The sequence below is a fragment of the Arthrobacter sp. Soil_N43 genome (assembly GCF_057655195.1).
On the sequence record NZ_JBDGML010000118.1, the window covers coordinates 44,106 to 63,207 of the forward strand.

Consider the following 19,102-nt stretch of genomic DNA (forward strand, 5'->3'; position numbering starts at 1 on the left):
GCCCTTGGAATTCCGGAGGGCGCCGGGGCTGGCTGCCACTGAAAATGGTGCAAAAACGCGGGCGGCTGAGCTCAGGAAGCCGGGCCTATACGCAAGCCAGCCAGGCCTACCGCTTCTTGGACGAGCGCTTGGCTGCCGCGTTGATGGCTGCCTTGGCGGCCGGAGGCAGGTTGGGCTGCACCGGCCCCTCGGCCTCCGGCTCGGCCGCCGTTCCCCGGGCCTTGGCGATGGCTTTCATGCCGTGGTAGATCACCAGGGCAGCGGCGGATCCCAGCGCGATGCCGGTGAACTTCAGGTCGCCGATGGTCCAGGTGTAGTCCGCGATGCCGATGATCAGGGCGACGGCGGCGGTGGTCAGGTTGACGGGGTTGGAGAAGTTGACCCTGTTCTGGACCCAGATCTTCACGCCCAGAATGCCGATCATTCCGTACAACATGGTGGCGGCGCCACCCAGCACGCCAGGCGGCACCGTGGCGATCAGTTCGCCAAACTTCGGTGAGAAGCTCAGCAGGATGGCGAAAATGCCGGCCACCCAGTACGCGGCCGTGGAGTAGACCTTGGTGGCGGCCATGACCCCGATGTTTTCCGCGTAGGTGGTGGTGCCCGATCCGCCGCCAAACCCGGCCAGCACGGTGGCGGCGCCGTCAGCAACGAGGGCCCGGCCCGAGACCCCGTCAAGGTTCTGCCCCGTCATCGCGGACACGGATTTCACATGCCCGATGTTCTCTGCCACAAGCACCAGCACCACGGGAACGAAGAGGCCAACGACCCCCAGGTGGAATTCGGGCGTCTGGAAATGGGGCAGGCCGACCCAGGCCGCAGCGTCCATCTTGGCGTAATCCACCTCGCCCCGGAGCATGGCGGCGAGGTAGCCCACCACCACGCCCACGAGAATGCTCAGACGGCCGATAATCCCGCGGAACAGGACGCTCACCAGGATGATGGTTACGAGCGTAATGAGCGCGGTGACCGGGGCGGCGTCGAAGTTGTTCTTGGCTGCGGGGGCGAGGTTGAGGCCGATCAGCGCCACGATTGCGCCGGTGACGATGGGCGGCATGAGCCTGTTGATCCAGCCCGCGCCGAACTTCTGCACGATCGCACCGATGACCGCCAGCCCGGCGCCGGCCAGCACCACGCCGCCCAGGGCACCCGGAACACCAAACTGCTGCTGGGAGGCCATGATGGGCGCGATGAACGCGAAGCTGGAACCCAGGTAGCTGGGCACGCGGCCCTGGGTGATCACGAGGAACAGGAGCGTCCCGATGCCGGAGAAGAACAGCGTGGTTGCGGGCGGCATCCCCGTGATGATGGGCACCAGGAACGTGGCGCCGAACATGGCCACAACGTGCTGCATGCCCACGCCGATGGTGATGGGCCATGTGAGCCGCTCACCGGGGGCCACCACTTCGCCGGGCCGGACAGCCTTGCCGTTGCCGTGCAGCTTCCATTTGGTTCCGAGCATGCTCATTGCCGGGGGCCTTTCAGAGGGGTAGCCCGAGGGAGAGGGCTGGGATCTTCCGGTGCAACAATACCGCGCTGTGCCCGCCGGCGAGAGGCCTTTTGCGGTTCAAACCGGGCGTCGCTGGAGGGTCCCGGGGCACTGTGCCAAAGCTCACGCCCTGTAACGGGCCGTCACGGGAAGAGCACGGTTCCGCCCGGGGTTGCAACCATGGACAGCAGGAGTAGCTGCCAGCGCCCGGAAGGGACGGCGGCACAGCGAAAGGAAACGAATGACAATCGCACATGAAGAAGCCGTGATCGATTCCGCCGCCGTGGATGCGATCTTCGCCGAAGCCCGCACAGCCAACGCCTTCACCGGCGAGGTCACGGAGCAGCAGGCCCGCGCCATCTATGAACTGACCAAATTCGGTCCCACGGCGTTCAACTCCCAGCCGCTGCGCGTCACGTACGTGCGCTCGGACGAGTCCCGCGCCAAGCTCGTGGACAGCCTCTCCGCCGGGAACCGCGCCAAGACGGCCTCCGCCCCCCTCGTTGCCATCCTCAGCTACGACACCTCGTGGCAGGAGCAGTGGGACAACTTCCTGCCCGGCTACAACGCTCCCAAGGCCATGTACGACGCCTCCGCAGACCTGGCCGCCGCCACGGGAAACAACAACGCCCACCTGCAGGCCGGCTACTTCATCCTCGCCGTGCGGTCCCTCGGTTTCGCCGCCGGTCCCATGACCGGTGCGGACTTTGCCACCATCGACAACGAGTTTTTCCCGGCCGGAGACCAGAAGAGCTTCCTCGTGGTCAACATCGGCCAGCCCGGACCGGACGCCTGGGGCGAGGCCAAACCAAAGTTCGCCTACGAAGACGTCGTCCGCACGGTCTGATCGGCCCGGCCTGGCTCAGGCCGGAAAAATGCACCAAGACGCGCGATTGCCTCCGGCAACATGGGGGACATTCCGGAGGCAATCGGGGCAGTATTTCTGCAGCCGAAGCTGCAAGGCATGCATCCGGGCCTAGTCCAAGTTTAGCCCTGATGTGCCCGCTTGACTCCTACGAAATTACTCCGTCGACCAGCGCCTTGGCTTCTGCCTGGACCTGCTTCAGGTGGTCCGCGCCCTTGAAGGATTCGGCGTAGATCTTGTAGACGTCCTCGGTGCCGGAGGGGCGGGCGGCGAACCAGGCGTTCTCCGTGACCACCTTCAGCCCGCCGATGGACGCTCCATTGCCCGGGGCCTCCGTCAGCTTCGCGGTGATCGTCTCGCCGGCCAGATCGGTGGCCGTGACATCCGATGGCGAGAGCTTGCCGAGCGCCGCCTTCTGCTCACGGGTGGCAGCGGCGTCAATCCGTGCGTAGACCGGGTCTCCGAACTGGTCCGTGAGTCCCTTGTACAGCTGTGACGGCGACTTGCCGGTGACCGCGGTGATCTCCGAGGCGAGCAGCGCCAGCAGGATGCCGTCCTTGTCGGTGGTCCAGACGCTGCCGTCCATCTTGTTGAACGAAGCCCCGGCGGATTCCTCGCCGCCGAAGGCGCCTTCGCCGGACAGCAGCCCGGGAACGAACCACTTGAAGCCCACCGGAACCTCCACGAGCTTGCGGCCCAGGCTCTCGGCGACGCGGTCGATGATGGAGGAAGACACGAGCGTCTTGCCGATCACCGACGCCGGGTTCCAGCCGGTGCGGTGGCGGTAGAGGTAGTCGATCGCGACGGCGAGGTAGTGGTTCGGGTTCATCAGCCCGCCGTCCGGCGTGACGATGCCGTGCCGGTCGGCGTCGGCGTCGTTACCCGTGGCAACGTCGTACGCTGCTTTGCCGGAACCGGAGTCGGCCATCCGGTTGATGAGCGAAGCCATGGCGGACGGGGAGGAGCAGTCCATGCGGATCTTCTCGTCCCAGTCCAGCGTCATGAAGGACCACTGCGGGTCCACGGTGGGGTTGACCACGGTCAGGTTCAGGTGGTGGCGCTCGCCGATCTCGCCCCAGTAGTCCACGGACGCGCCGCCCATGGGGTCGGCGCCGATCCGGACGCCTGCCTCGCGGATGGCGTTCAGGTCCAGCACCGAGGGGAGGTCGTCCACGTAGCTGCTGAGGAAGTCGAACTTGCCGGTGGTCTCGGCCTCGAGGGCTTCGGCCAGGGGGATCCGCTTCACGCCGCGGAGGCCGTTTTCCAGCAGTTCGTTGGCCCGGTTGGCGATCCAGCCGGTGGCGTCCGTGTCTGCGGGCCCGCCGTGCGGAGGGTTGTATTTGAAGCCGCCGTCGGCGGGTGGGTTGTGGCTGGGCGTGACCACGATGCCGTCAGCCTGCGGGGCGCCGGCCGGGGCATTGCGGTTGTACGTGAGGATTGCGTGGCTGAGGGCCGGGGTGGGGGTGTAGCCGTGGCGGGCGTCAATGAGGACCTTCACGCCGTTGGCGGCCAGGACCTCGAGGGCGGAGTTCTGCGCAGGTTCGCTGAGCCCGTGCGTGTCCTTGGCCAGGAACAGCGGGCCGGTGATGCCCTGCCCCGCCCGGTATTCCACGATCGCCTGCGTGATGGCCACGATGTGCGCCTCATTGAAGGACGCCTTCAGGCTGGAGCCGCGGTGTCCGGAGGTTCCGAAGGCCACACGCTGGCCGGGATCACCCAGGTCAGGCTGGACGTCATAGTACGCATCCAGAAGAGCGGTCAGGTCAACAAGGTCTTGGGGTTGGGCAACTGTGCCCGCGCGGCTAGCCATGGCACCAGCATGCCAGACCGCGGCGGGACGGCACACGGAATGTCCGAAATCCGGTCCCTGTGACGCGGATAAGTCGAAAACCACTGCGCGCTTACCGGAAATACGATGCCGAAAAACTGAGTAGTCGGCACAAAAGTACCTATATACCGGCTCTTTAGCCGGCTGCTACGGTCAAAAAACAATGACGACGGCGGTTATTGCCGCAAACGAAAACGTGCCGGGTGTGCGCTAAGGCGTGCAATAAGCAGCACGTCCCGGCAGCGGGCGTTTGCAGGCGTTTGAACGCTGTCCTTCCGGATTTGCGGAGAATGGGGGTGGGCAATGGGCGCGGCAGACCGGGCATTTGAACAGTCGCGGTTGTCCCCGGAGCGGATTGCCCGGCTAAAACGGGACCTCGACACAGCAGAATGTGCCGCTGCGGGCTCTCACCGGCTCGTGGCAGGCGAGCTTGGCCGGCTGGGTCCCGAGGGCTGGTTCCTCCTGCACGATGTCCATTGGCCGGGCCGGCCGCTTGCCCGGCTGGACCACGTGCTGGTGGGCCCCGGCGGTGTGGTGGTTGTCAGCACCAAGAGCTGGAACGGGCACGTCGATGTCCGCGATGGGGTGCTGCGCCAGAACGGCTATGCCAGGAACCCGGTGATCGAAGTGGCGCTGGGGCAGGCCGCCGCCGTGGCAGCCCTGCTGCCGGCCAACCGGCGGCGCTTCGTCCGCTCTATGGTGTGCATGGCCTCGCAGCCGGAGCTTTCCGGAACGGCCGCATCCGGCGTCGAGGTCCATGGAACCGAGCGGCTGGTTGCAGCGGTTGCCGGACTGCCAGGGGTGCTGGACCGGGATTCCGTAATCCGGCTGTATGCCCTGCTCGCCCCGATACTGACGGAGCCGCCGGCCCCGGAGGTGCCGGTGGTGCCTTCGCAGGCACGCGCTGTGCCCGGCACGGCCGGGCGTCCTGTCCGGAAGCCTGCAGCACCCGGCGCCACCGGCCACCGCTCCGGGAGGTACCCGACTCCGGGCCGGAGCCGGCGAAATGCAACCCAGGCGGGCATGGCCTGGGTTGCCGGTACCGTGTCGGCTGCCCTGCTCGCACCCGCACTGTGGGCCGCCTGGGAGTATCTGTCCGGATAAATCCGGGTAGAGCCAGACAAAGCGGGAAAACAGCCCCGGCAAAATCATCCGAATCGAATTCGGAGGCTGTGACGGCGCAGGGCGGCTGTAATGTTTTGCGTAGGACATTGCAGAGGGGATTCCCATGACAGAGCAGCGCCACAACGGAACGGACGGCGACCCAACACCGAGCGGCTACCAGCCGCCGTCGCATATTCCGCCGCAGGGTTCGGACATTCCCGCGCCGCCGCTCTACACGCCCTACGGCCGGCAGGGCCAGCAATACGGCCAGCAGTACTACCCGCAATACGAACAGCAGTACGCCGGACCCTACGGCCAGCCCCAGTACGGCCTGCGGGCGGAGCCGAAAACGCTGAGCATCGCCAGCCTGTGCTGCGGCATCGCCGTGTTCGTGGGATTTGGGTTCTTCCTCCTGCCGCAGATTGCAGCCGTCATCCTGGGCCACATGGCCTGGCGCCGCGAACCCTCGGGCCGCGGGCTCGCCACCGCGGGTTTGGTGATGGGGTACCTCGGAATTGCCCTGACAGTGCTGGCCATTATTGGGCTGGCGCTGCTGTTCAGCGTCGCGGCGACGAGTTCCTACACCACCGCGTGAGGCCTGCCGGGGCCCAGCCGGAGCCTAGTCGGTCAGTGCGCTGACCAGGCGCCCGCTGTTGGCCTGCAGCCACGCACTGCGGCGGCGGATCATGCCGCCCACGCCGTCAGCCCACATCCTGGCCCAGCCGCCGCCGAGCGTGCCGGCGTTGTGCTCCATCCGGTCGTAGGACAGGCTCGCGGCGTCTGCGCCGAACTCCGGCAGCCGCCGTCGTTCGTCTGCGGTCCAGCCGTACGCGTCGGCGAAGATGCGGAGCCGCCGGAACGGATCAAGGGTTTCCCAGCCGGACCACGCGTCAACAGGATCCCGTAACGGCACCCAGTGCATCGCCGCGTTGAAGGAGTCCCTGAAGGCGGTAGCAGGGCCGGCGAGGTCAAAATCGATCAGCCCCACGGCCAGGCCGCCGCGGACCACCACGTTCTGCGGGGTTACGTCAAGGTGGCAGACCAGCCTGTCCTGCCCCGCGTGAAGGCGTTCCGCCGGGACGGGATGCTGCGGAAACGGATGCTCCGACGGGACGAACCCGGCCGAGGCGGCATGCAACCGGCGCAGCAGCAGCGCCACCGAGGCCAGCAGGTCCTCCGACTGCACCCATTTTTCGGGCACTGCTGCGGAGCAGTCACCCGGCATAAACGTCAGGACATCGCGGCCGGTCGGGTCGCGGCCCAGGAACCGCGGAGAGCCTTCGAAGCCGGCATTCTCCAGCCAGTCCAGATAGTCCGCCACGGCGAAACTCTGCGTCTGGTGCGGACGGCGGACGGTGCCGCCGACGCGCAGCACGCCGTCGGTGACGTCGCCCGCGGGCAAGAGTTCGACGTCGGACGCCTCGCCCGGGAAGGGGATGTACATGCGCTGCTCGACCGGGAGGCGCATCGCTGGTGTCACCTGGACAGCGTACGCCGGGCGGCTTCCCTGCGGCGAGCCACTCCCTGGAAACCCGGCGCTCTAGAAGCCGGCGCCCTAGAAGCCGAGTTGCGCCGCGACCTGCAGCAGCAGCGCTTCGGAACCCATCGGGCCGATGAGCTGTATGCCCATGGGAAGTCCGTTCCCGGGCCCGCGGAGGCCGGGCCCCCCGCCGGCCGGTGCGGTGGTTCCTCCGGCCCTGGGGGTTCCTCCGGTCCAGTGCACCGGGATGCTGACGGCCGGCAGGCCGCAGACGTTCACCATGGAGGACCATGGCGCGAACTCGCACTGCTTGCGGTAGTCGCCGTCGGCGTCGCCGGCCCACTCCGACACCGGCCAGTGGCCGTCACCGTGGGCGGAACCCGTGAACCAGCCCACCGGCCGCGGTGTCTGCGCGAGCGACGGCGTCAGGATCAGGTCCCAGGCAGCGTACTGCGCCAATGTGTCGCGCTGGAACTGGCGAAGAAAGGCCAGCGACTCGTTCAGCTTTGAGGCGCTGCGCTGCTGTGCCCGGCGGCGGAAGGTGCGCGTGAGCGGTGCCAGCAAAGCCTCGCGTTGGGGCGGTATCCGGGCCGCTCCGACGCCGGCTGTCCAGGCCGTCGTGAAGGCGTCCGGGTAGCGGTTGTCGTAGCGGATGGTGGTTTCGACGACGTCATGCCCGGCGGCCGTCAGCATCCGGGCGCCGGTGGCCAGCGCATCCAGCGCTTCGGGGTCGGGTGCGAACGGAAAAATACCGGCCCACGGGCTGTCCAGGCTCATGCCGATGCGCAGCCTGGGCGGGGCGTCCGCGACGGTTTCCAGGTACCCCGCGCGGGCTGGGCCGGCGCTCGCGGCGCTGGTGCCCGGGGGCTCGGCGGCCGTCAGCGCATCGAGCAGGAGCGCCGCGTCCGCGGCGGAACGCGCGAGCGGCCCGGCGACCACCAGGCCAGCCGGATCGCCGTTGCTTTCCCCGGCGGGAACCAGGCCGCGTCCGGGTTTGAGCCCCAACAGTCCGCATGCCGCTGCGGGAATCCGGACGGACCCTCCGCCGTCGGATGCCGGGGCGAACGGCAGGAGTTTCGCGGCCACCGCCGCGGCGCTGCCGCCGGACGAGCCGCCCGAGCTGCGGCTGAGGGCATGCGGATTGCGCGACGGCGGCGCGATGCGGTTTTCGCTGTACGCGGTGAGTCCGAATTCCGGGACCTGAGTCTTGCCCAGCGAGATGGTGCCGGAGGCCTTCAGGACTGCCGCGAGGGCGCCGTCCACGGGAGCGGGACGCTGGTCCAGGGCGGCGGAGCCGTGCGTGGTGACCACGCCTGCCACGTCTGTCAGGTCTTTATAGGCAACCGGAACGCCGTGGAGGGCGGGAAGCTCGTCCGGGCCGAGCCGTGCATGTCTCTGGTCCGCGGCTGCAGCCTCGGCCATGGCCATGTCCGCAGTGACCGTGATGAAGGCGCCCAGCCCGGGGTTGGCGGCCTCAATCCGTCGGAGGAAGTGGTCCGCGGCCTCCCGCGCGGAGATTTCCCCGGACCGCAGCGCATCCCTGAGGCGGACGGCGGAGAGGCAGTGGATCTCAGTCAAGGGTGCTCGCTTCCTGCATGGTCCAAGAAGCGTAACGTGCCGCCCAAGGGGCGCGGCCCCGACCGCTGGCGATACGCTGGTGCTGAAAGCTTGCGGCCAAGGAGAGGACTCCCATGAGCGACCATGAAACTGTCACCGTCAACGATGTTCCGTCGGACGCAGCCATCCTGGATGTGCGCGAAGACTACGAGTGGGTGGCAGGGCATGCCGAGGGCGCGCTGCACATTCCCCTGGACCAGCTGCCGGGCCGCCTTGAGGAGCTGGACCCCGACGAGGATCTGTACGTCATCTGCCGCACCGGTGGACGCTCCTTCCGCGCTGCCCAGTGGCTGGTAGGCCAGGGCTACTCCGCCGTCAATGTGGCCGGCGGCATGGACCAGTGGCTCGAGTCCGGCAAGCCGCTGGTCTCCGACAATGGCCTCAAGCCCGTTGTGCTCTGACTCTTCCGATCTTCTGATCTTCATTGATCGCCGGCCATTCATGACTAAGAAGGAATATTGATGCCCGCCTCACGCCCCACCTACACCTTCCTTGGCCCCGAGGGCACGTTCACGGAGGCGGCGCTGATGCAGGTTCCGGATGCGGCCGCAGCCATCCGCATTCCGTCCTCCAACGTCAACACGGCGCTGGACAAAGTACGCGACGGATCGGCCGACGCCGCCATGGTCCCCATCGAGAACTCGGTGGAGGGCGGCGTCACGGCCACGCTCGATGCCATCGCCACCGGCCAGGAGTTGCGGATCATCCGGGAGGCGCTCGTCCCCATCAGCTTCGTGCTCGTGGCCCGTCCCGGCGTCGACATCACGCAGATTCGCCGGGTCTCCACCCACGGCCATGCCTGGGCCCAGTGCCGCCTGTGGGTCGACGCGAATATTCCCGGCGCTGAATATATTCCTGCCTCCTCCACGGCCGCCGGGGCCCTCGGGCTCCTGGAGGACGACCCGCACTACGATGCCGCGATCTGCGCCCCCATCGTCGCAGCGGAACAGCCCGGACTCCATGTGCTGGCCGAGAACATCGGGGACAACCCCGGGGCCGTCACCCGCTTTGTCCTTGTGAGCCGTCCCGGTGTCCTGCCGGCCCGGACCGGTGCCGACAAAACCACCGTGGTGGTGCCGCTGCCCGAGGACCGCCCCGGCGCGCTGATGGAGATCCTCGACCAGTTCGCCACCCGCGGCGTGAACCTCAGCAGGATCGAATCACGCCCCACGGGACAGTACCTCGGCCACTATTTCTTCAGCATCGACGCCGACGGCCACGTCGCGGACGCCCGTGTGGCAGACGCCCTCGCCGGGCTGCACCGCATCAGCCCCGCCACGCGGTTCCTGGGATCCTACGGGCGCGCAGACGCCCAAAGTCCGGTGGTGGCACCCCATACCTCCGACGAAGCATTCCGTGCCGCGCATGCCTGGGTCGCAGAAATTCTGGCTGCGGAAACTCTGGGGTCGGGAATGGCTGTGAATGCTTCGCCCACAGCGTAGACAAATGCTTCTGGCGGTACTTCCCTGCCCCTAGCACTGTGCGTATGCTTGCTTGATCAACAGGGGGGGTGGCCCAAACGAGAGGAGCGGGTCATGTCAGATAACGCCAGGACCGACAACGACGGCCAGGGAATGATCGTCAACCCCAAGCCGACGGCAGAAAACCAGGACTGGGACGGGGACGACGCGGACCGGGCGGACCGCCTTCGCTTCGAAGAGGAGCAGGCCATGATCCGCGAGCAGTCCGAAGCCCGCGCGGCAGCCAAGGCGGCAGAGGCCGCCAAGCAAACAGGCACCGCCAAGTCCGCCTAGGCCACGCCGCCCGCGCCGATGCCGGGCAGCGCCCTGACCCTGATCAGCAGCGACCTGGGATCCACCTGAACCGTCACCTTGGTGGCTTCGCCTGTGATGTCGCCGTCCAGCTGCGTGGGCATGGGCTCCGGACACTTGATGACCACCCTGCCGGAGCGGTACACGCTCATCACGGGCAGGTGCCGTTTGTGCTTAAACAGGATCTTTGCATACATCGCCAGCCACCCCACGGCGCTTCGCGGGCTCATGACCACCACGTCCAGCATCCCGTCGTCGATCATGGCCTGCGGAATCAGGTCGATGCCGCCCGGGACAAGTCCGCAATTGGCAAACAGGACACTGCGGATCTTGCGTGACTGTTCGGGCTGGCCGTCCAGAGAGATCGAGACCTTCTTTCTGCGCCCCTGCAGGTGACGGACCCCAGCTTCGGTGTAGGCGAGCCACCCCACGGCCCGTTTTAGCCCGTCATTTGTATCCCCCACCACCTCGGCGTCCATGCCGATGCCCGCAATCACCAGGAAGGCATGTTTCGACGTGCGGCCGGTCTGGGCGTTCTCGATGGCCATCCGTGCTGTATCTATGTAGCGCTGATGGCCGAAAAGCGCCGTCTGCACATTGCCCTGCAGGTCATAGATGTCCAGGTCCACGTTGCGTGCCAACAGGTTTCCGGTGCCGAGCGGAATCAGGCCCATTGCGACGCCGGTGTGCGCCAGCGACTCGGCCACCACCCGCACCGTGCCGTCGCCGCCGCCCACGAGGACGACGTCGGCCCCGTACGCCAGCGCCGCCCGGACCTGTGAGTGGCCGGGGTCATCCGCCGTCGTCTCAAAGAACCGCGGAGCCTCCCAGCCGGCCGTGAGGCAGGCGCGCTGGATGGCAGCGCGGGCCTCGGCGGACTTTGCCTTAATAGGGTTCAAAACCACCGCCACGCGCTGGCGCCCCAGGCCATGGGCGTGGGGATCCTCCTGCACCGCGCTTCGCGCATGCAGCGCCTTGAGGCTGCGCACGCCCCACCAGCTGGAGACGGCGAATGCCAGGGCTCCAACGATCAGGACGTAGAGAAACAGGTCGCTCATGGTGCTTCAACACTATCCCGCCGGGAGATGCGCCGGGCTGCCCGCCGCATTCGATACTCTTGTGTGGTGATCGACGTAAAAGACCTCAGCGAAAACCCGGACAAGTACCGCGCCAGCCAGCATGCGCGAGGGGCGGACGAAACCGTGGTGGACGCGATCATCGATGCCGACGCCACGCGACGTGCGGCGTTGATCCGGTTCGAGAACCTCCGTGCGGAACAGAACGTGTTCGGCAAGAAGGTGGCGCAGGCCAAGGGTGAGGAAAAGCAGGCGCTGCTCGCTGAGGTCCGGGAGCTGGCTGGTGCGGTGAAGGCAGCATCCGCCGAGGCGGACGCCGCGCAGGCCAAGCAGGAGGAACTGCTGCGCGTCATGCCCAACCTCATCGAGGCGGGCGTGCCCGAGGGCGGCGAGGACGACTACGTGGTGGTCAAGAGCGTCGGGACGCCCCGCGAGTTCCCCGACTTCGAGCCGAGGGACCACCTGGAAATCGGCGAGCTGATCGGTGCCATCGACATGGAGCGCGGCGCCAAGGTCTCGGGCTCACGGTTCTACTTCCTCCGTGGCGTCGGCGCCCGGCTGGAGATGGCCCTGCTGCAGATGGCAATGGACCAGGCCGTCGAGGCGGGCTTCGTCCCCATGATCACCCCCACGCTGGTCCGCCCGGAGATCATGCAGGGCACCGGCTTCGATGTAAAGCACGACGCCGAGATCTACCGGCTCGCGGAAGACGACCTCTATCTTGTGGGAACGTCGGAGGTGTCCCTGGCCGGATACCACGCGGACGAGATCCTGGACCTCACGGCGGGTCCGATCCGCTTCGCGGGCCAGAGCTCCTGCTACCGCCGCGAAGCTGGATCGCACGGCAAGGACACACGCGGCATCATCCGCGTGCACCAGTTCAACAAGGTGGAGATGTTCATCTACACCACCGTTGAAGAAGCGGCCGCGGAACACGAGCGCCTGCTCGCCTGGGAAGAGGAAATGCTGGCCAAATGCGAGCTCCCGTACCGCGTGATCGACACCGCGGCCGGCGACCTTGGCATGTCCGCTGCGCGCAAGTTCGACTGCGAAGCCTGGGTTCCCACGCAGGGCGCCTACCGCGAGCTCACCTCCACCTCCAACTGCACCACGTTCCAGGCCCGCCGCCTGAACATCCGGGAACGCGTCCTGAACGAGGACGGTGCGCCGAAGGGCACCCGCCCGGTGGCCACGCTCAATGGCACTCTGGCCACCACGCGCTGGATTGTCGCCATCCTGGAGCACCACCAGAACCCGGACGGCTCCGTGAATGTGCCGGCAGCGCTGCAGAAGTACCTCGGCGGGCTCCAGGTCCTGCCCGTTTTGTAGCCGGGAAGCGGCAGCACCACGCGCTGAGGTAAACACTCACACTGGGGAAAGACCTGTGAGTATTTACCGGGTGTTCATTTGCTGCTGTGGCCTGCGTCCTAGCGGGTGTCAGGGGTGTCTGGTCTACTAGGGAGCATGACTACACTGACTGAATCCTCAGCCGCTGGCATCGAAGACCAGCGAGAAGCCGCAGACCAGCGAGAAGCCGCAGACCAGCGAGAAGCCGCACAGAAGCTCATGATTGCCCTGGACGTGGACGGCACCCTCGTGGACCACGACGGCCACATGTCCGCCCCCGTCCGCGAGGCCGCCCAGGCCGTGGTGGCGGCAGGCCACGAGGTCATGATCGCCACGGGCCGTTCGCTCAACGCCACCCTGCCGGTGATTGAGCAGATCGGCATCGACCGCGGATATGCCGTCTGCTGCAATGGCGGCGTCACCCTGCGCCTGCACCCCGAACTGCCGGACGGCTACGAAATCATCCACAAGGCCACGTTCGATCCCGGCCCCGCACTCCGTGCCCTCCGCAAGCGCCTTCCGAGCGCCAAATACGCGCTGGAGGACGAGGACGGCAACTTCCTGTCCACGGAGCGCTTCCAGGACGCGAGCTTCGGCGTCGAGGCCATCGGCGTCGACTTCCAGACCATGCTGGAGGCCACGGCCGTGCGCGTTGTCGTGTTCAGCGCCGAGAACACGCCGGAGGAGTTCAACGAAGCCATTGAGCACATCGGCCTCGCGGGTGTCACCTATTCGGTGGGCTGGACTGCGTGGCTGGACATCGCCGCGGCGGGGGTTACCAAGGCCAGCGCCCTTGAGAATCTGCGCAGCCGGCTGGGTGTCGAGGCGTCCAGCACGCTGGCCATCGGAGACGGCCGCAACGACATTGAGATGCTCACCTGGGCCGGCCGGGGCGTGGCAATGGGCCAGGCGCCGGAAGAAGTGGTCGCCGTCGCGGATGAGGTCACCAAATCCGTGTACGACGACGGCGCGGCGCTGGTTCTGCGCGGCCTGCTGTAACGCCGGGGTGCTGGTGCGAAAGCGCTAGTGCACCCTCGGGGACTAGTGCACCTCGAGTATGAGGGAGAGCAGCCGTGCCGCTGCGGGCCGGGCGGCGTGTTCCTCGTTCCACTGCGCGCGTGCCACGGCCTTGCTGACGGCCTGCGAGGTGATGCCCAGTTCCTCAGCCACCGCTTTCTGCTGGCCGCGGACGCCGGGGGTCAGCAGGTCCAGGACGCGCCATTCGGCCTCGCTCCTGTCGTTGACGATGTGGCCCAGCAGCCGGAGCACCGATTCGGCTTCGGCGGCCAGGTCCGACAGCGGCCCCTCGACGGCCACAGGAACGCGCTCCTTGCTGTTGTGGAGCCGGTCCACTGCCCGGCGCGCGTAGATCAGCCCGTGCCCGGAGGCGTCCTTGATCTGGTTGGGCAGCGGCTCGTTCACGGGCCCGACCCCGATTCCCACGTACCAGCTGCCGCACCGCAGTGCGATCATGGCGGCTTCCACCGTCTGGTGCGGGCACTCCAGGATCCCCTGTACCTCGTCCTCCACGGAGCGGTCGAAGTCCAGGCGCGCCGGGATATGCCGGAGGTCCTTCAGGAGGTGCGGGACCCGGTCGCCGTCGCGCCGGCTGTCTGTTTGGTTGATAGTCAGCGTGAACATGGTGCAAATCAGACTACCCGGTGGTAGCTCGGAGGCAAGATCTCCGGTCCGGGGACGTTACGGATCTCACGCCAGCCGGTGCGTGGGTGCGATATCGCGCCCGGGCGGACGGCCCCGGTGCCGCCGCGGTCCGGAAAAGCGACAGCGGCGGCTGCGGTTCCCAAGGGAAACCGCTGCCGCCGCCGTCGTTGTTAAAGCGGTGGTGGGTGGGCCCACGCCGTCAGGGTTCCCTGACCGAGCGGAGCGAGGTTAGGGAGACGGTGGGGTCAGTGTGCCGCGGGTACGTAACGCTTGATGGACGCCTCGAGCTCGGCCTCGGCTGCGGCGCGGTCGGCCCAGCCCTCGGCCTTGACCCACTTGCCCGGCTCCAGGTCCTTGTAGCGCGTGAAGAAGTGCTCGATCTCCTTGATCAGGAACTCGTTGACGTCGCTGACTTCCTGGATGTGGTCGAACCGCGGGTCGGCCGGAACGCACAGGACCTTGGCGTCGCCGCCGCCGTCGTCGGTCATGTTGAAGACGCCGATCGGACGGGCTTCAACGATGACGCCCGGGATCAGGTCGAAGTCCTGCAGGAGCACCAGCGCGTCCAGCGGGTCGCCGTCTTCGCCGAGGGTGTTCTCGAAGAAGCCGTAGTGGGTGGGGTACTGCATGGACGTGAAGAGGACGCGGTCCAGGCGGACCCGGCCGGTCTCGTGGTCGACTTCGTACTTGACGCGCGATCCCTTGGGGATCTCGATGGTCACGTCATGCTTCATGGAAATGCTCCTTGACGATTGGTGTTCGCGGCACACTGACGTTCAACAAAAAAGGACAGTCGCTGCCGCCGACTACTATTGAGGATATAGCGAGAGGCCCAGGTTTCAGGAACTAATGGGGTAATTTCAGGACTTTGAGGATCAGCGGCATGAGGGGCACGACGGGCATGGCAACCAGCCGCGAAAGGCTCACAGCGCAGTTTCATGCGCTGGTCCGGGCGTGGCCCACCCTGCTCCTCACGGTGCTTCTTGCCGCCCTTGCCCTTCCGGCCGGGATGCTGGTCGCCCCGGGCCTGACCGGGACGGCCCAGTCGGCGCCGGGACCTGTGGAGACCCCCGCATGGCAGCTCGTGCCGGAGCGGTTGTCCGTTCCCCAGGGCATCGGCCCGCTGAGCACGACGGCGCCTGTTCCCGACCCTGCCGAGGTGGCCGCCCGGCTGGACCCGGTTCTCAGGACCGACGGCGGCGGCACCTTTACCGGGGTTGTCCAGGACGCCGCCACCGGCAAGGTGCTGTTCGACCGGGACGGCGCGGCCAACAGGGTCCCCGCCTCGAACATGAAGCTGTTGACGGCCGCCGCGGCGCTGCGGGCGATCGGTCCGGACGCGCGCTTCACCACCAAAGCCGTTGCGGGACCGGCAACAGGGGCGGCAGGCGCCGCGTCACGGACCGTGGTGCTGGTGGGCGGCGGGGACGTCCTCCTTGGCCCGGGCGAATCTGCCGAGGACAAGGTCCTCGGCCATGCCGGGCTTGCCACGCTTGCCAGACAGACCGCGGAATCGCTGCGCAAGGACGGCTTCGCCGGACCGGTGCAGGTGCTCGTGGACGACTCCCTCTTCACCGGCCCTGCCCTCAGCCCGGCGTGGAGTCCGGATGATGTCGCAGCAGGGGAAGTGGCTCCGCTGTTCCCGCTGGCGCTGAATGCGGCGCGCTTCGACCCCGCCATTACCACCGGGCACCGGCCGCAGGACTCGGCCATCACCGCGGGTGAGGCGTTCGCTGCCCAGCTCAAAGCGGCCGGTGCCGCCGCGGGCCTCACGGTGGCCACCGGCGTCGGACGCCTTGAAGGGAAACCGGCGGCGGACGCCGCGGTGCTGGGCCGGGCGGAGTCGGCAACGGTCAGCCAGCAGGTGGACCTGATGCTCCAGACCTCGGACAACTACCTCGCCGAAACCCTGGGGCGGATGGCTGCGGTGGCCGCCGGGGGGCCTGCGAGCAGCGAGGGGGCGACGGCCGCCGTGCTCCAGCAGCTCACGGACCTCGGCATCCCCACCGGCGGCATGACGGTGGCCGACGTCTCCGGGCTGGCGCTCGCGAACCAGGTTTCCGCCCGCCAGTTTGCCGAAGTGGTCCGTGCCATCACCTCCGGGCCGGACACCCGGCTGCGGGCAGCGCTGGGCGGATTCCCCGTTGCCGGCCTCACGGGGACATTGGGCGACAGGTACGTCGACGATTCCAGCGCAGAGGGCGCAGGGCTGGTCCGTGCCAAAACCGGCACCCTGAATACCGTCATCGCGCTGAGCGGCTATGTGGTGGATGCCGACGGAAGGCTGCTGGTGTTCTCCTTCATCGGCAATGAACTGAGACCCGGGGCGGCGGGCAACAAGCCGGCGCTGGACGCCTCGGCCACCGTGCTCGCGGCCTGCGGCTGCAGCTAGCCCCGGTCGGGGGCGTGCGCCGAAGGGGAGCCCGCAGCTGTTCGCCAGTCGGCGAACTTAAGGCGCCGAGCCGGAAGCGTGTGGTGTGATGGAGCGTATGGAGTCCACAGCAGGCCAGAGCTCAGCCCAGACCTCAGAACCGGCCCAGGCCCTGATCAACTGGGAGCTGGCCGCATCGGCTGCCGCCCGGCTGGCTCCCGCCGGGCCGCCCCTCAGCGCCCGGGAGATCGGTGAAGCCGTCGACCAGCTGCGCTGGGCCGCCGATGCGTCGGTTGCCCACGTGCACCACATCACCGGATTGGACGCCGCACGGGATCTCAGGGATTCCTCGGTCCTCGTCGTTGACCGTGCGTCCTGGGCCAGGGCGAACACGCAGAGCTTCGCCGTCATGCTCAAACCCGCCATCGAACGGATGCTGGAGAACCGCAAAGGCACCATCAGTCCCGGGGCCGCCAGCGTCAGCGGCGCGATCACCGGCAGCCAGCTGGGCGCGGTGCTGGCGTTCCTTTCCAGCAAGGTCCTTGGCCAATACGATCCCTTTGCCGCGCTTGCCGAGGGTTCCACTGCGCCGTCGGGCGGCCGGCTGCTGCTCGTTGCGCCGAACATCATTGCCGTGGAGCGGGAACTCAACGTGACGCCGGAGGACTTCCGGCTCTGGGTCTGCCTGCACGAACAGACGCACCGGGTGCAGTTTGCGGCGGCGCCCTGGCTCCGGCACCACATGCTCAACGAAATCGACAACCTCAGCAGCCATCTGCTCGGCAACGTCGACTCGCTGATGGAACGGGCGTCCGCGGCCGCCCGTTCCCTGAAGGACCGCACGGTGTCCGGTGACACCCCCGGCAGGGGCGCTATCCTCGATCTCCTGCAGAAACCCGAGGAAAAAGCTGCGCTCTCGCACCTCACGGCCGTGATGAGCCTGCTCGAAGGGCACGCCAACGTGGTGATGGATGCGGTGGACGCCAGCATCGTTCCGTCCGTGAAGACCATCCGGCAGCGCTTCAACGACCGTGGGAAGGACCGCGGCGTCATCGAGAAGTTCATCCGCAACCTGCTGGGCCTGGATGCCAAGATGCGCCAGTACAGCGACGGGGCCAAGTTCGTCCGCGCCGTGGTGGAAGTTGCCGGCATGGAAGGCTTCAACCGCGTTTGGGACGCAGCCGGGAACCTCCCCACCGAGCCGGAAATCCACGACGCGAAGATCTGGCTCGACAGGATGGGCTTCTAATTTCCGTGCAGGACGTTTCCGGCGGACCGGCCCCCGGCGGCGAGCCACGCCCTGGCGGAGAACCGCTCAAAACCAGAGAACCGCTCAAAAGCGGAGAACCGCTCAAAAGCGGACGACGGCGGCCCGGCCGCCTGGCGCCGGTGGTTGGCACCGCGCGGAAAATGCTCCAGGAGGCGCTGGCCCAGGCGGGCTACCCGGACAGGATCCTCGTGGCCTGCAGTGGCGGGCCCGATTCGCTGGCGCTGGCCGCCGTGGCCGCCTACTTCGCGCGCCGCGGCCATGTGGACGGGCATCCGGTGGCCGTGGGCGCGGTGGTGGTGGACCACCAGCTGCAGCAGGGATCCGCAGACGTGGCAGCCCGCACGGCGGAAACACTCAAGGAACTCGGCCTCGACCCCGTGCTCGTGCGCGCGGTGGACGTTGCCGCCAGCGGATTCGGGCCGGAAGCGGCGGCCAGGGACGCGAGGCACGCGGCGCTGGACGAGGCCGCAGCGGAATGGGACGCGGATGCGGTCCTCCTCGGGCACACCCTCGACGACCAGGCCGAGCAGGTTCTGCTGGGGCTGGCCCGCGGTTCCGGGACCAGGTCCCTGGCCGGCATGAGGCCCGTGCGCGGGAAGCTGATGCGGCCCTTCCTCGGGCTGCGCAGGGCGGACACCCTGGAAATCTGCCGGGCAGAGGAACTCGATCCCTGGCACGATCCCACCAACGCGGACCCGTCCTTTGCACGCACGCGGACCCGGGTGGAGGTGATGCCCCTGCTGGAGGAAAAGCTCGGCCCGGGAGTCGCGGAATCCCTGGCTAGGACGGCCGCCATTCTCCAGCTGGACGCGGACTATCTGGAGGAGGTGGCCAACAGCACGTTCGCTGCGCTCGCGGAGCGGTCCGGCCACGACGTCAGCCTGCCCGAAGAAGCCCTGAACGGACTGTCACCGGCCATCAGGTTCCGGGTGATCGCTAAGGCAGCGGCCGACGTCGGCGGCCAACAGCCCAGCTACCAGCGGCTCCTCGCGGCCGAAGCCCTGCTGCGGCGGAAGGGCTCCGCGGGCCCGGTGGAACTACCCGGTGGAGTGAGCGTCTACCGCCTGTCGCTGGCGCAGTTGCTGGCGGACGGGGCGGGCGCCGAAGGGGCTGGGGTTCCCCGAGGGGGCGCCCGCTGTGGGAAGCTAGTATTCCGGCTTCATAAACCGACCCGTTCATAGCCGCACCAGCATCTCGGCACCCGCATCTACACAGGAGCAT

General features: G+C 67.6%; 18 protein-coding genes. 11 read left to right on the top strand and 7 right to left on the bottom strand.

What is annotated here, in order from left to right; all coding sequences use genetic code 11:
• Positions 1-106: 106 nt before the first annotated feature.
• The gene (locus tag AC3A3W_RS18445; protein WP_487444433.1) at positions 107-1,468 is read right to left on the bottom strand and encodes a uracil-xanthine permease family protein; all 1,362 of its coding nucleotides are present in this window, start codon (positions 1,466-1,468) and stop codon (positions 107-109) included.
• Between the two features lie 262 nt (positions 1,469-1,730).
• Between AC3A3W_RS18445 and AC3A3W_RS18450 the strand changes: the two genes are divergently transcribed.
• Positions 1,731-2,336: a malonic semialdehyde reductase gene (locus AC3A3W_RS18450; protein ID WP_487444434.1), complete on the top strand. Its 606-nt coding sequence runs from the start codon at positions 1,731-1,733 to the stop codon at positions 2,334-2,336.
• Positions 2,337-2,502: 166 nt separating this feature from the next.
• Here AC3A3W_RS18450 and pgm read toward each other — a convergent pair whose 3' ends face one another.
• Positions 2,503-4,164 carry a phosphoglucomutase (alpha-D-glucose-1,6-bisphosphate-dependent) gene (gene pgm / locus AC3A3W_RS18455; RefSeq protein ID WP_487444436.1) on the bottom strand — a complete coding sequence of 554 codons (1,662 nt, stop codon included), beginning with the start codon at positions 4,162-4,164 and terminating at the stop codon, positions 2,503-2,505.
• Positions 4,165-4,485: 321 nt separating this feature from the next.
• Here pgm and AC3A3W_RS18460 point away from each other — a divergent pair, with 321 nt between their 5' ends.
• Together AC3A3W_RS18460 and AC3A3W_RS18465 are read left to right on the top strand one after the other, a co-directional pair.
• On the top strand, positions 4,486-5,286 hold the full coding sequence (locus tag AC3A3W_RS18460; protein WP_487444437.1) for an NERD domain-containing protein: 801 nt from the start codon (positions 4,486-4,488) through the stop codon (positions 5,284-5,286).
• Between the two features lie 124 nt (positions 5,287-5,410).
• Positions 5,411-5,881: a DUF4190 domain-containing protein gene (locus AC3A3W_RS18465; RefSeq protein ID WP_487444439.1), complete on the top strand. Its 471-nt coding sequence runs from the start codon at positions 5,411-5,413 to the stop codon at positions 5,879-5,881.
• Positions 5,882-5,905: 24 nt separating this feature from the next.
• Here AC3A3W_RS18465 and AC3A3W_RS18470 read toward each other — a convergent pair whose 3' ends face one another.
• Together AC3A3W_RS18470 and AC3A3W_RS18475 are read right to left on the bottom strand one after the other, a co-directional pair.
• A complete protein-coding gene (locus AC3A3W_RS18470; RefSeq protein WP_487444441.1) occupies positions 5,906-6,766 on the bottom strand; it encodes a phosphotransferase in 861 nt (286 codons plus the stop codon).
• Positions 6,767-6,841: 75 nt separating this feature from the next.
• Complete coding sequence (locus AC3A3W_RS18475) at positions 6,842-8,344, bottom strand: amidase (protein WP_487444443.1); 1,503 nt, start codon at positions 8,342-8,344, stop codon at positions 6,842-6,844.
• 113 nt (positions 8,345-8,457) lie between these two features.
• Between AC3A3W_RS18475 and AC3A3W_RS18480 the strand changes: the two genes are divergently transcribed.
• The 3 genes from AC3A3W_RS18480 (at position 8,458) to AC3A3W_RS18490 (ending at position 10,137) form a co-directional block, all read left to right on the top strand.
• On the top strand, positions 8,458-8,784 hold the full coding sequence (locus AC3A3W_RS18480; RefSeq protein ID WP_487444444.1) for a rhodanese-like domain-containing protein: 327 nt from the start codon (positions 8,458-8,460) through the stop codon (positions 8,782-8,784).
• 60 nt (positions 8,785-8,844) lie between these two features.
• Positions 8,845-9,825 (top strand): prephenate dehydratase, encoded by a 981-nt coding sequence (gene pheA, locus AC3A3W_RS18485; RefSeq protein WP_487444446.1) that lies wholly within the window; start codon positions 8,845-8,847, stop codon positions 9,823-9,825.
• Between the two features lie 93 nt (positions 9,826-9,918).
• Positions 9,919-10,137 carry a hypothetical protein gene (locus AC3A3W_RS18490; protein ID WP_487444448.1) on the top strand — a complete coding sequence of 73 codons (219 nt, stop codon included), beginning with the start codon at positions 9,919-9,921 and terminating at the stop codon, positions 10,135-10,137.
• Here the strand turns inward: AC3A3W_RS18490 and AC3A3W_RS18495 are convergent.
• Positions 10,134-11,213, bottom strand: coding sequence for a diacylglycerol/lipid kinase family protein (locus AC3A3W_RS18495; protein WP_487444450.1), 1,080 nt, complete (start codon positions 11,211-11,213; stop codon positions 10,134-10,136). The two genes, AC3A3W_RS18490 and AC3A3W_RS18495, sit on opposite strands and share 4 nt — an antisense overlap.
• A 66-nt stretch (positions 11,214-11,279) precedes the next feature.
• Between AC3A3W_RS18495 and serS the strand changes: the two genes are divergently transcribed.
• Positions 11,280-12,560: a serine--tRNA ligase gene (serS, locus tag AC3A3W_RS18500; RefSeq protein ID WP_487444452.1), complete on the top strand. Its 1,281-nt coding sequence runs from the start codon at positions 11,280-11,282 to the stop codon at positions 12,558-12,560.
• A 135-nt stretch (positions 12,561-12,695) separates the two neighbouring features.
• Positions 12,696-13,577: an HAD family hydrolase gene (locus AC3A3W_RS18505; RefSeq protein ID WP_487444454.1), complete on the top strand. Its 882-nt coding sequence runs from the start codon at positions 12,696-12,698 to the stop codon at positions 13,575-13,577.
• Positions 13,578-13,619: 42 nt separating this feature from the next.
• Here the strand turns inward: AC3A3W_RS18505 and AC3A3W_RS18510 are convergent, their stop codons facing one another.
• Together AC3A3W_RS18510 and AC3A3W_RS18515 are read right to left on the bottom strand one after the other, a co-directional pair.
• On the bottom strand, positions 13,620-14,219 hold the full coding sequence (locus AC3A3W_RS18510; RefSeq protein WP_487444456.1) for a hypothetical protein: 600 nt from the start codon (positions 14,217-14,219) through the stop codon (positions 13,620-13,622).
• A 266-nt stretch (positions 14,220-14,485) separates the two neighbouring features.
• Entirely contained in the window at positions 14,486-14,974 is a 489-nt protein-coding gene (locus AC3A3W_RS18515) for an inorganic diphosphatase (RefSeq protein ID WP_307099078.1), read from the bottom strand.
• A 167-nt stretch (positions 14,975-15,141) separates the two neighbouring features.
• Between AC3A3W_RS18515 and dacB the strand changes: the two genes are divergently transcribed.
• From dacB to tilS, 3 genes are all read left to right on the top strand, one after another.
• A complete protein-coding gene (gene dacB, locus AC3A3W_RS18520; RefSeq protein ID WP_487444616.1) occupies positions 15,142-16,632 on the top strand; it encodes a D-alanyl-D-alanine carboxypeptidase/D-alanyl-D-alanine endopeptidase in 1,491 nt (496 codons plus the stop codon).
• A 97-nt stretch (positions 16,633-16,729) separates the two neighbouring features.
• Positions 16,730-17,860, top strand: a complete 1,131-nt coding sequence (locus AC3A3W_RS18525; protein WP_487444458.1) for a zinc-dependent metalloprotease — start codon at positions 16,730-16,732, stop codon at positions 17,858-17,860.
• A gap of 161 nt (positions 17,861-18,021) precedes the next feature.
• Complete coding sequence (gene tilS, locus AC3A3W_RS18530) at positions 18,022-19,062, top strand: tRNA lysidine(34) synthetase TilS (RefSeq protein WP_487444460.1); 1,041 nt, start codon at positions 18,022-18,024, stop codon at positions 19,060-19,062.
• Positions 19,063-19,102 lie beyond the last annotated feature (40 nt).

What these genes read in the sequence shown, in the direction of transcription:
- AC3A3W_RS18510 (WP_487444456.1), bottom strand. Translation starts at nt 14,219, where the DNA reads ATGTTCACGCTGACTATCAACCAAACAGACAGCCGGCGCGACGGCGAC.
- tilS (WP_487444460.1), top strand. Translation starts at nt 18,022, where the DNA reads ATGCTCCAGGAGGCGCTGGCCCAGGCGGGCTACCCGGACAGGATCCTC.
- pgm (WP_487444436.1), bottom strand. Translation starts at nt 4,164, where the DNA reads ATGGCTAGCCGCGCGGGCACAGTTGCCCAACCCCAAGACCTTGTTGAC.
- AC3A3W_RS18480 (WP_487444444.1), top strand. Translation starts at nt 8,458, where the DNA reads ATGAGCGACCATGAAACTGTCACCGTCAACGATGTTCCGTCGGACGCA.
- AC3A3W_RS18525 (WP_487444458.1), top strand. Translation starts at nt 16,730, where the DNA reads ATGGAGTCCACAGCAGGCCAGAGCTCAGCCCAGACCTCAGAACCGGCC.
- AC3A3W_RS18445 (WP_487444433.1), bottom strand. Translation starts at nt 1,468, where the DNA reads ATGAGCATGCTCGGAACCAAATGGAAGCTGCACGGCAACGGCAAGGCT.
- AC3A3W_RS18515 (WP_307099078.1), bottom strand. Translation starts at nt 14,974, where the DNA reads ATGAAGCATGACGTGACCATCGAGATCCCCAAGGGATCGCGCGTCAAG.
- AC3A3W_RS18460 (WP_487444437.1), top strand. Translation starts at nt 4,486, where the DNA reads ATGGGCGCGGCAGACCGGGCATTTGAACAGTCGCGGTTGTCCCCGGAG.
- AC3A3W_RS18505 (WP_487444454.1), top strand. Translation starts at nt 12,696, where the DNA reads ATGACTACACTGACTGAATCCTCAGCCGCTGGCATCGAAGACCAGCGA.
- dacB (WP_487444616.1), top strand. Translation starts at nt 15,142, where the DNA reads ATGGCAACCAGCCGCGAAAGGCTCACAGCGCAGTTTCATGCGCTGGTC.
- AC3A3W_RS18490 (WP_487444448.1), top strand. Translation starts at nt 9,919, where the DNA reads ATGTCAGATAACGCCAGGACCGACAACGACGGCCAGGGAATGATCGTC.
- AC3A3W_RS18495 (WP_487444450.1), bottom strand. Translation starts at nt 11,213, where the DNA reads ATGAGCGACCTGTTTCTCTACGTCCTGATCGTTGGAGCCCTGGCATTC.
- AC3A3W_RS18450 (WP_487444434.1), top strand. Translation starts at nt 1,731, where the DNA reads ATGACAATCGCACATGAAGAAGCCGTGATCGATTCCGCCGCCGTGGAT.
- pheA (WP_487444446.1), top strand. Translation starts at nt 8,845, where the DNA reads ATGCCCGCCTCACGCCCCACCTACACCTTCCTTGGCCCCGAGGGCACG.
- AC3A3W_RS18465 (WP_487444439.1), top strand. Translation starts at nt 5,411, where the DNA reads ATGACAGAGCAGCGCCACAACGGAACGGACGGCGACCCAACACCGAGC.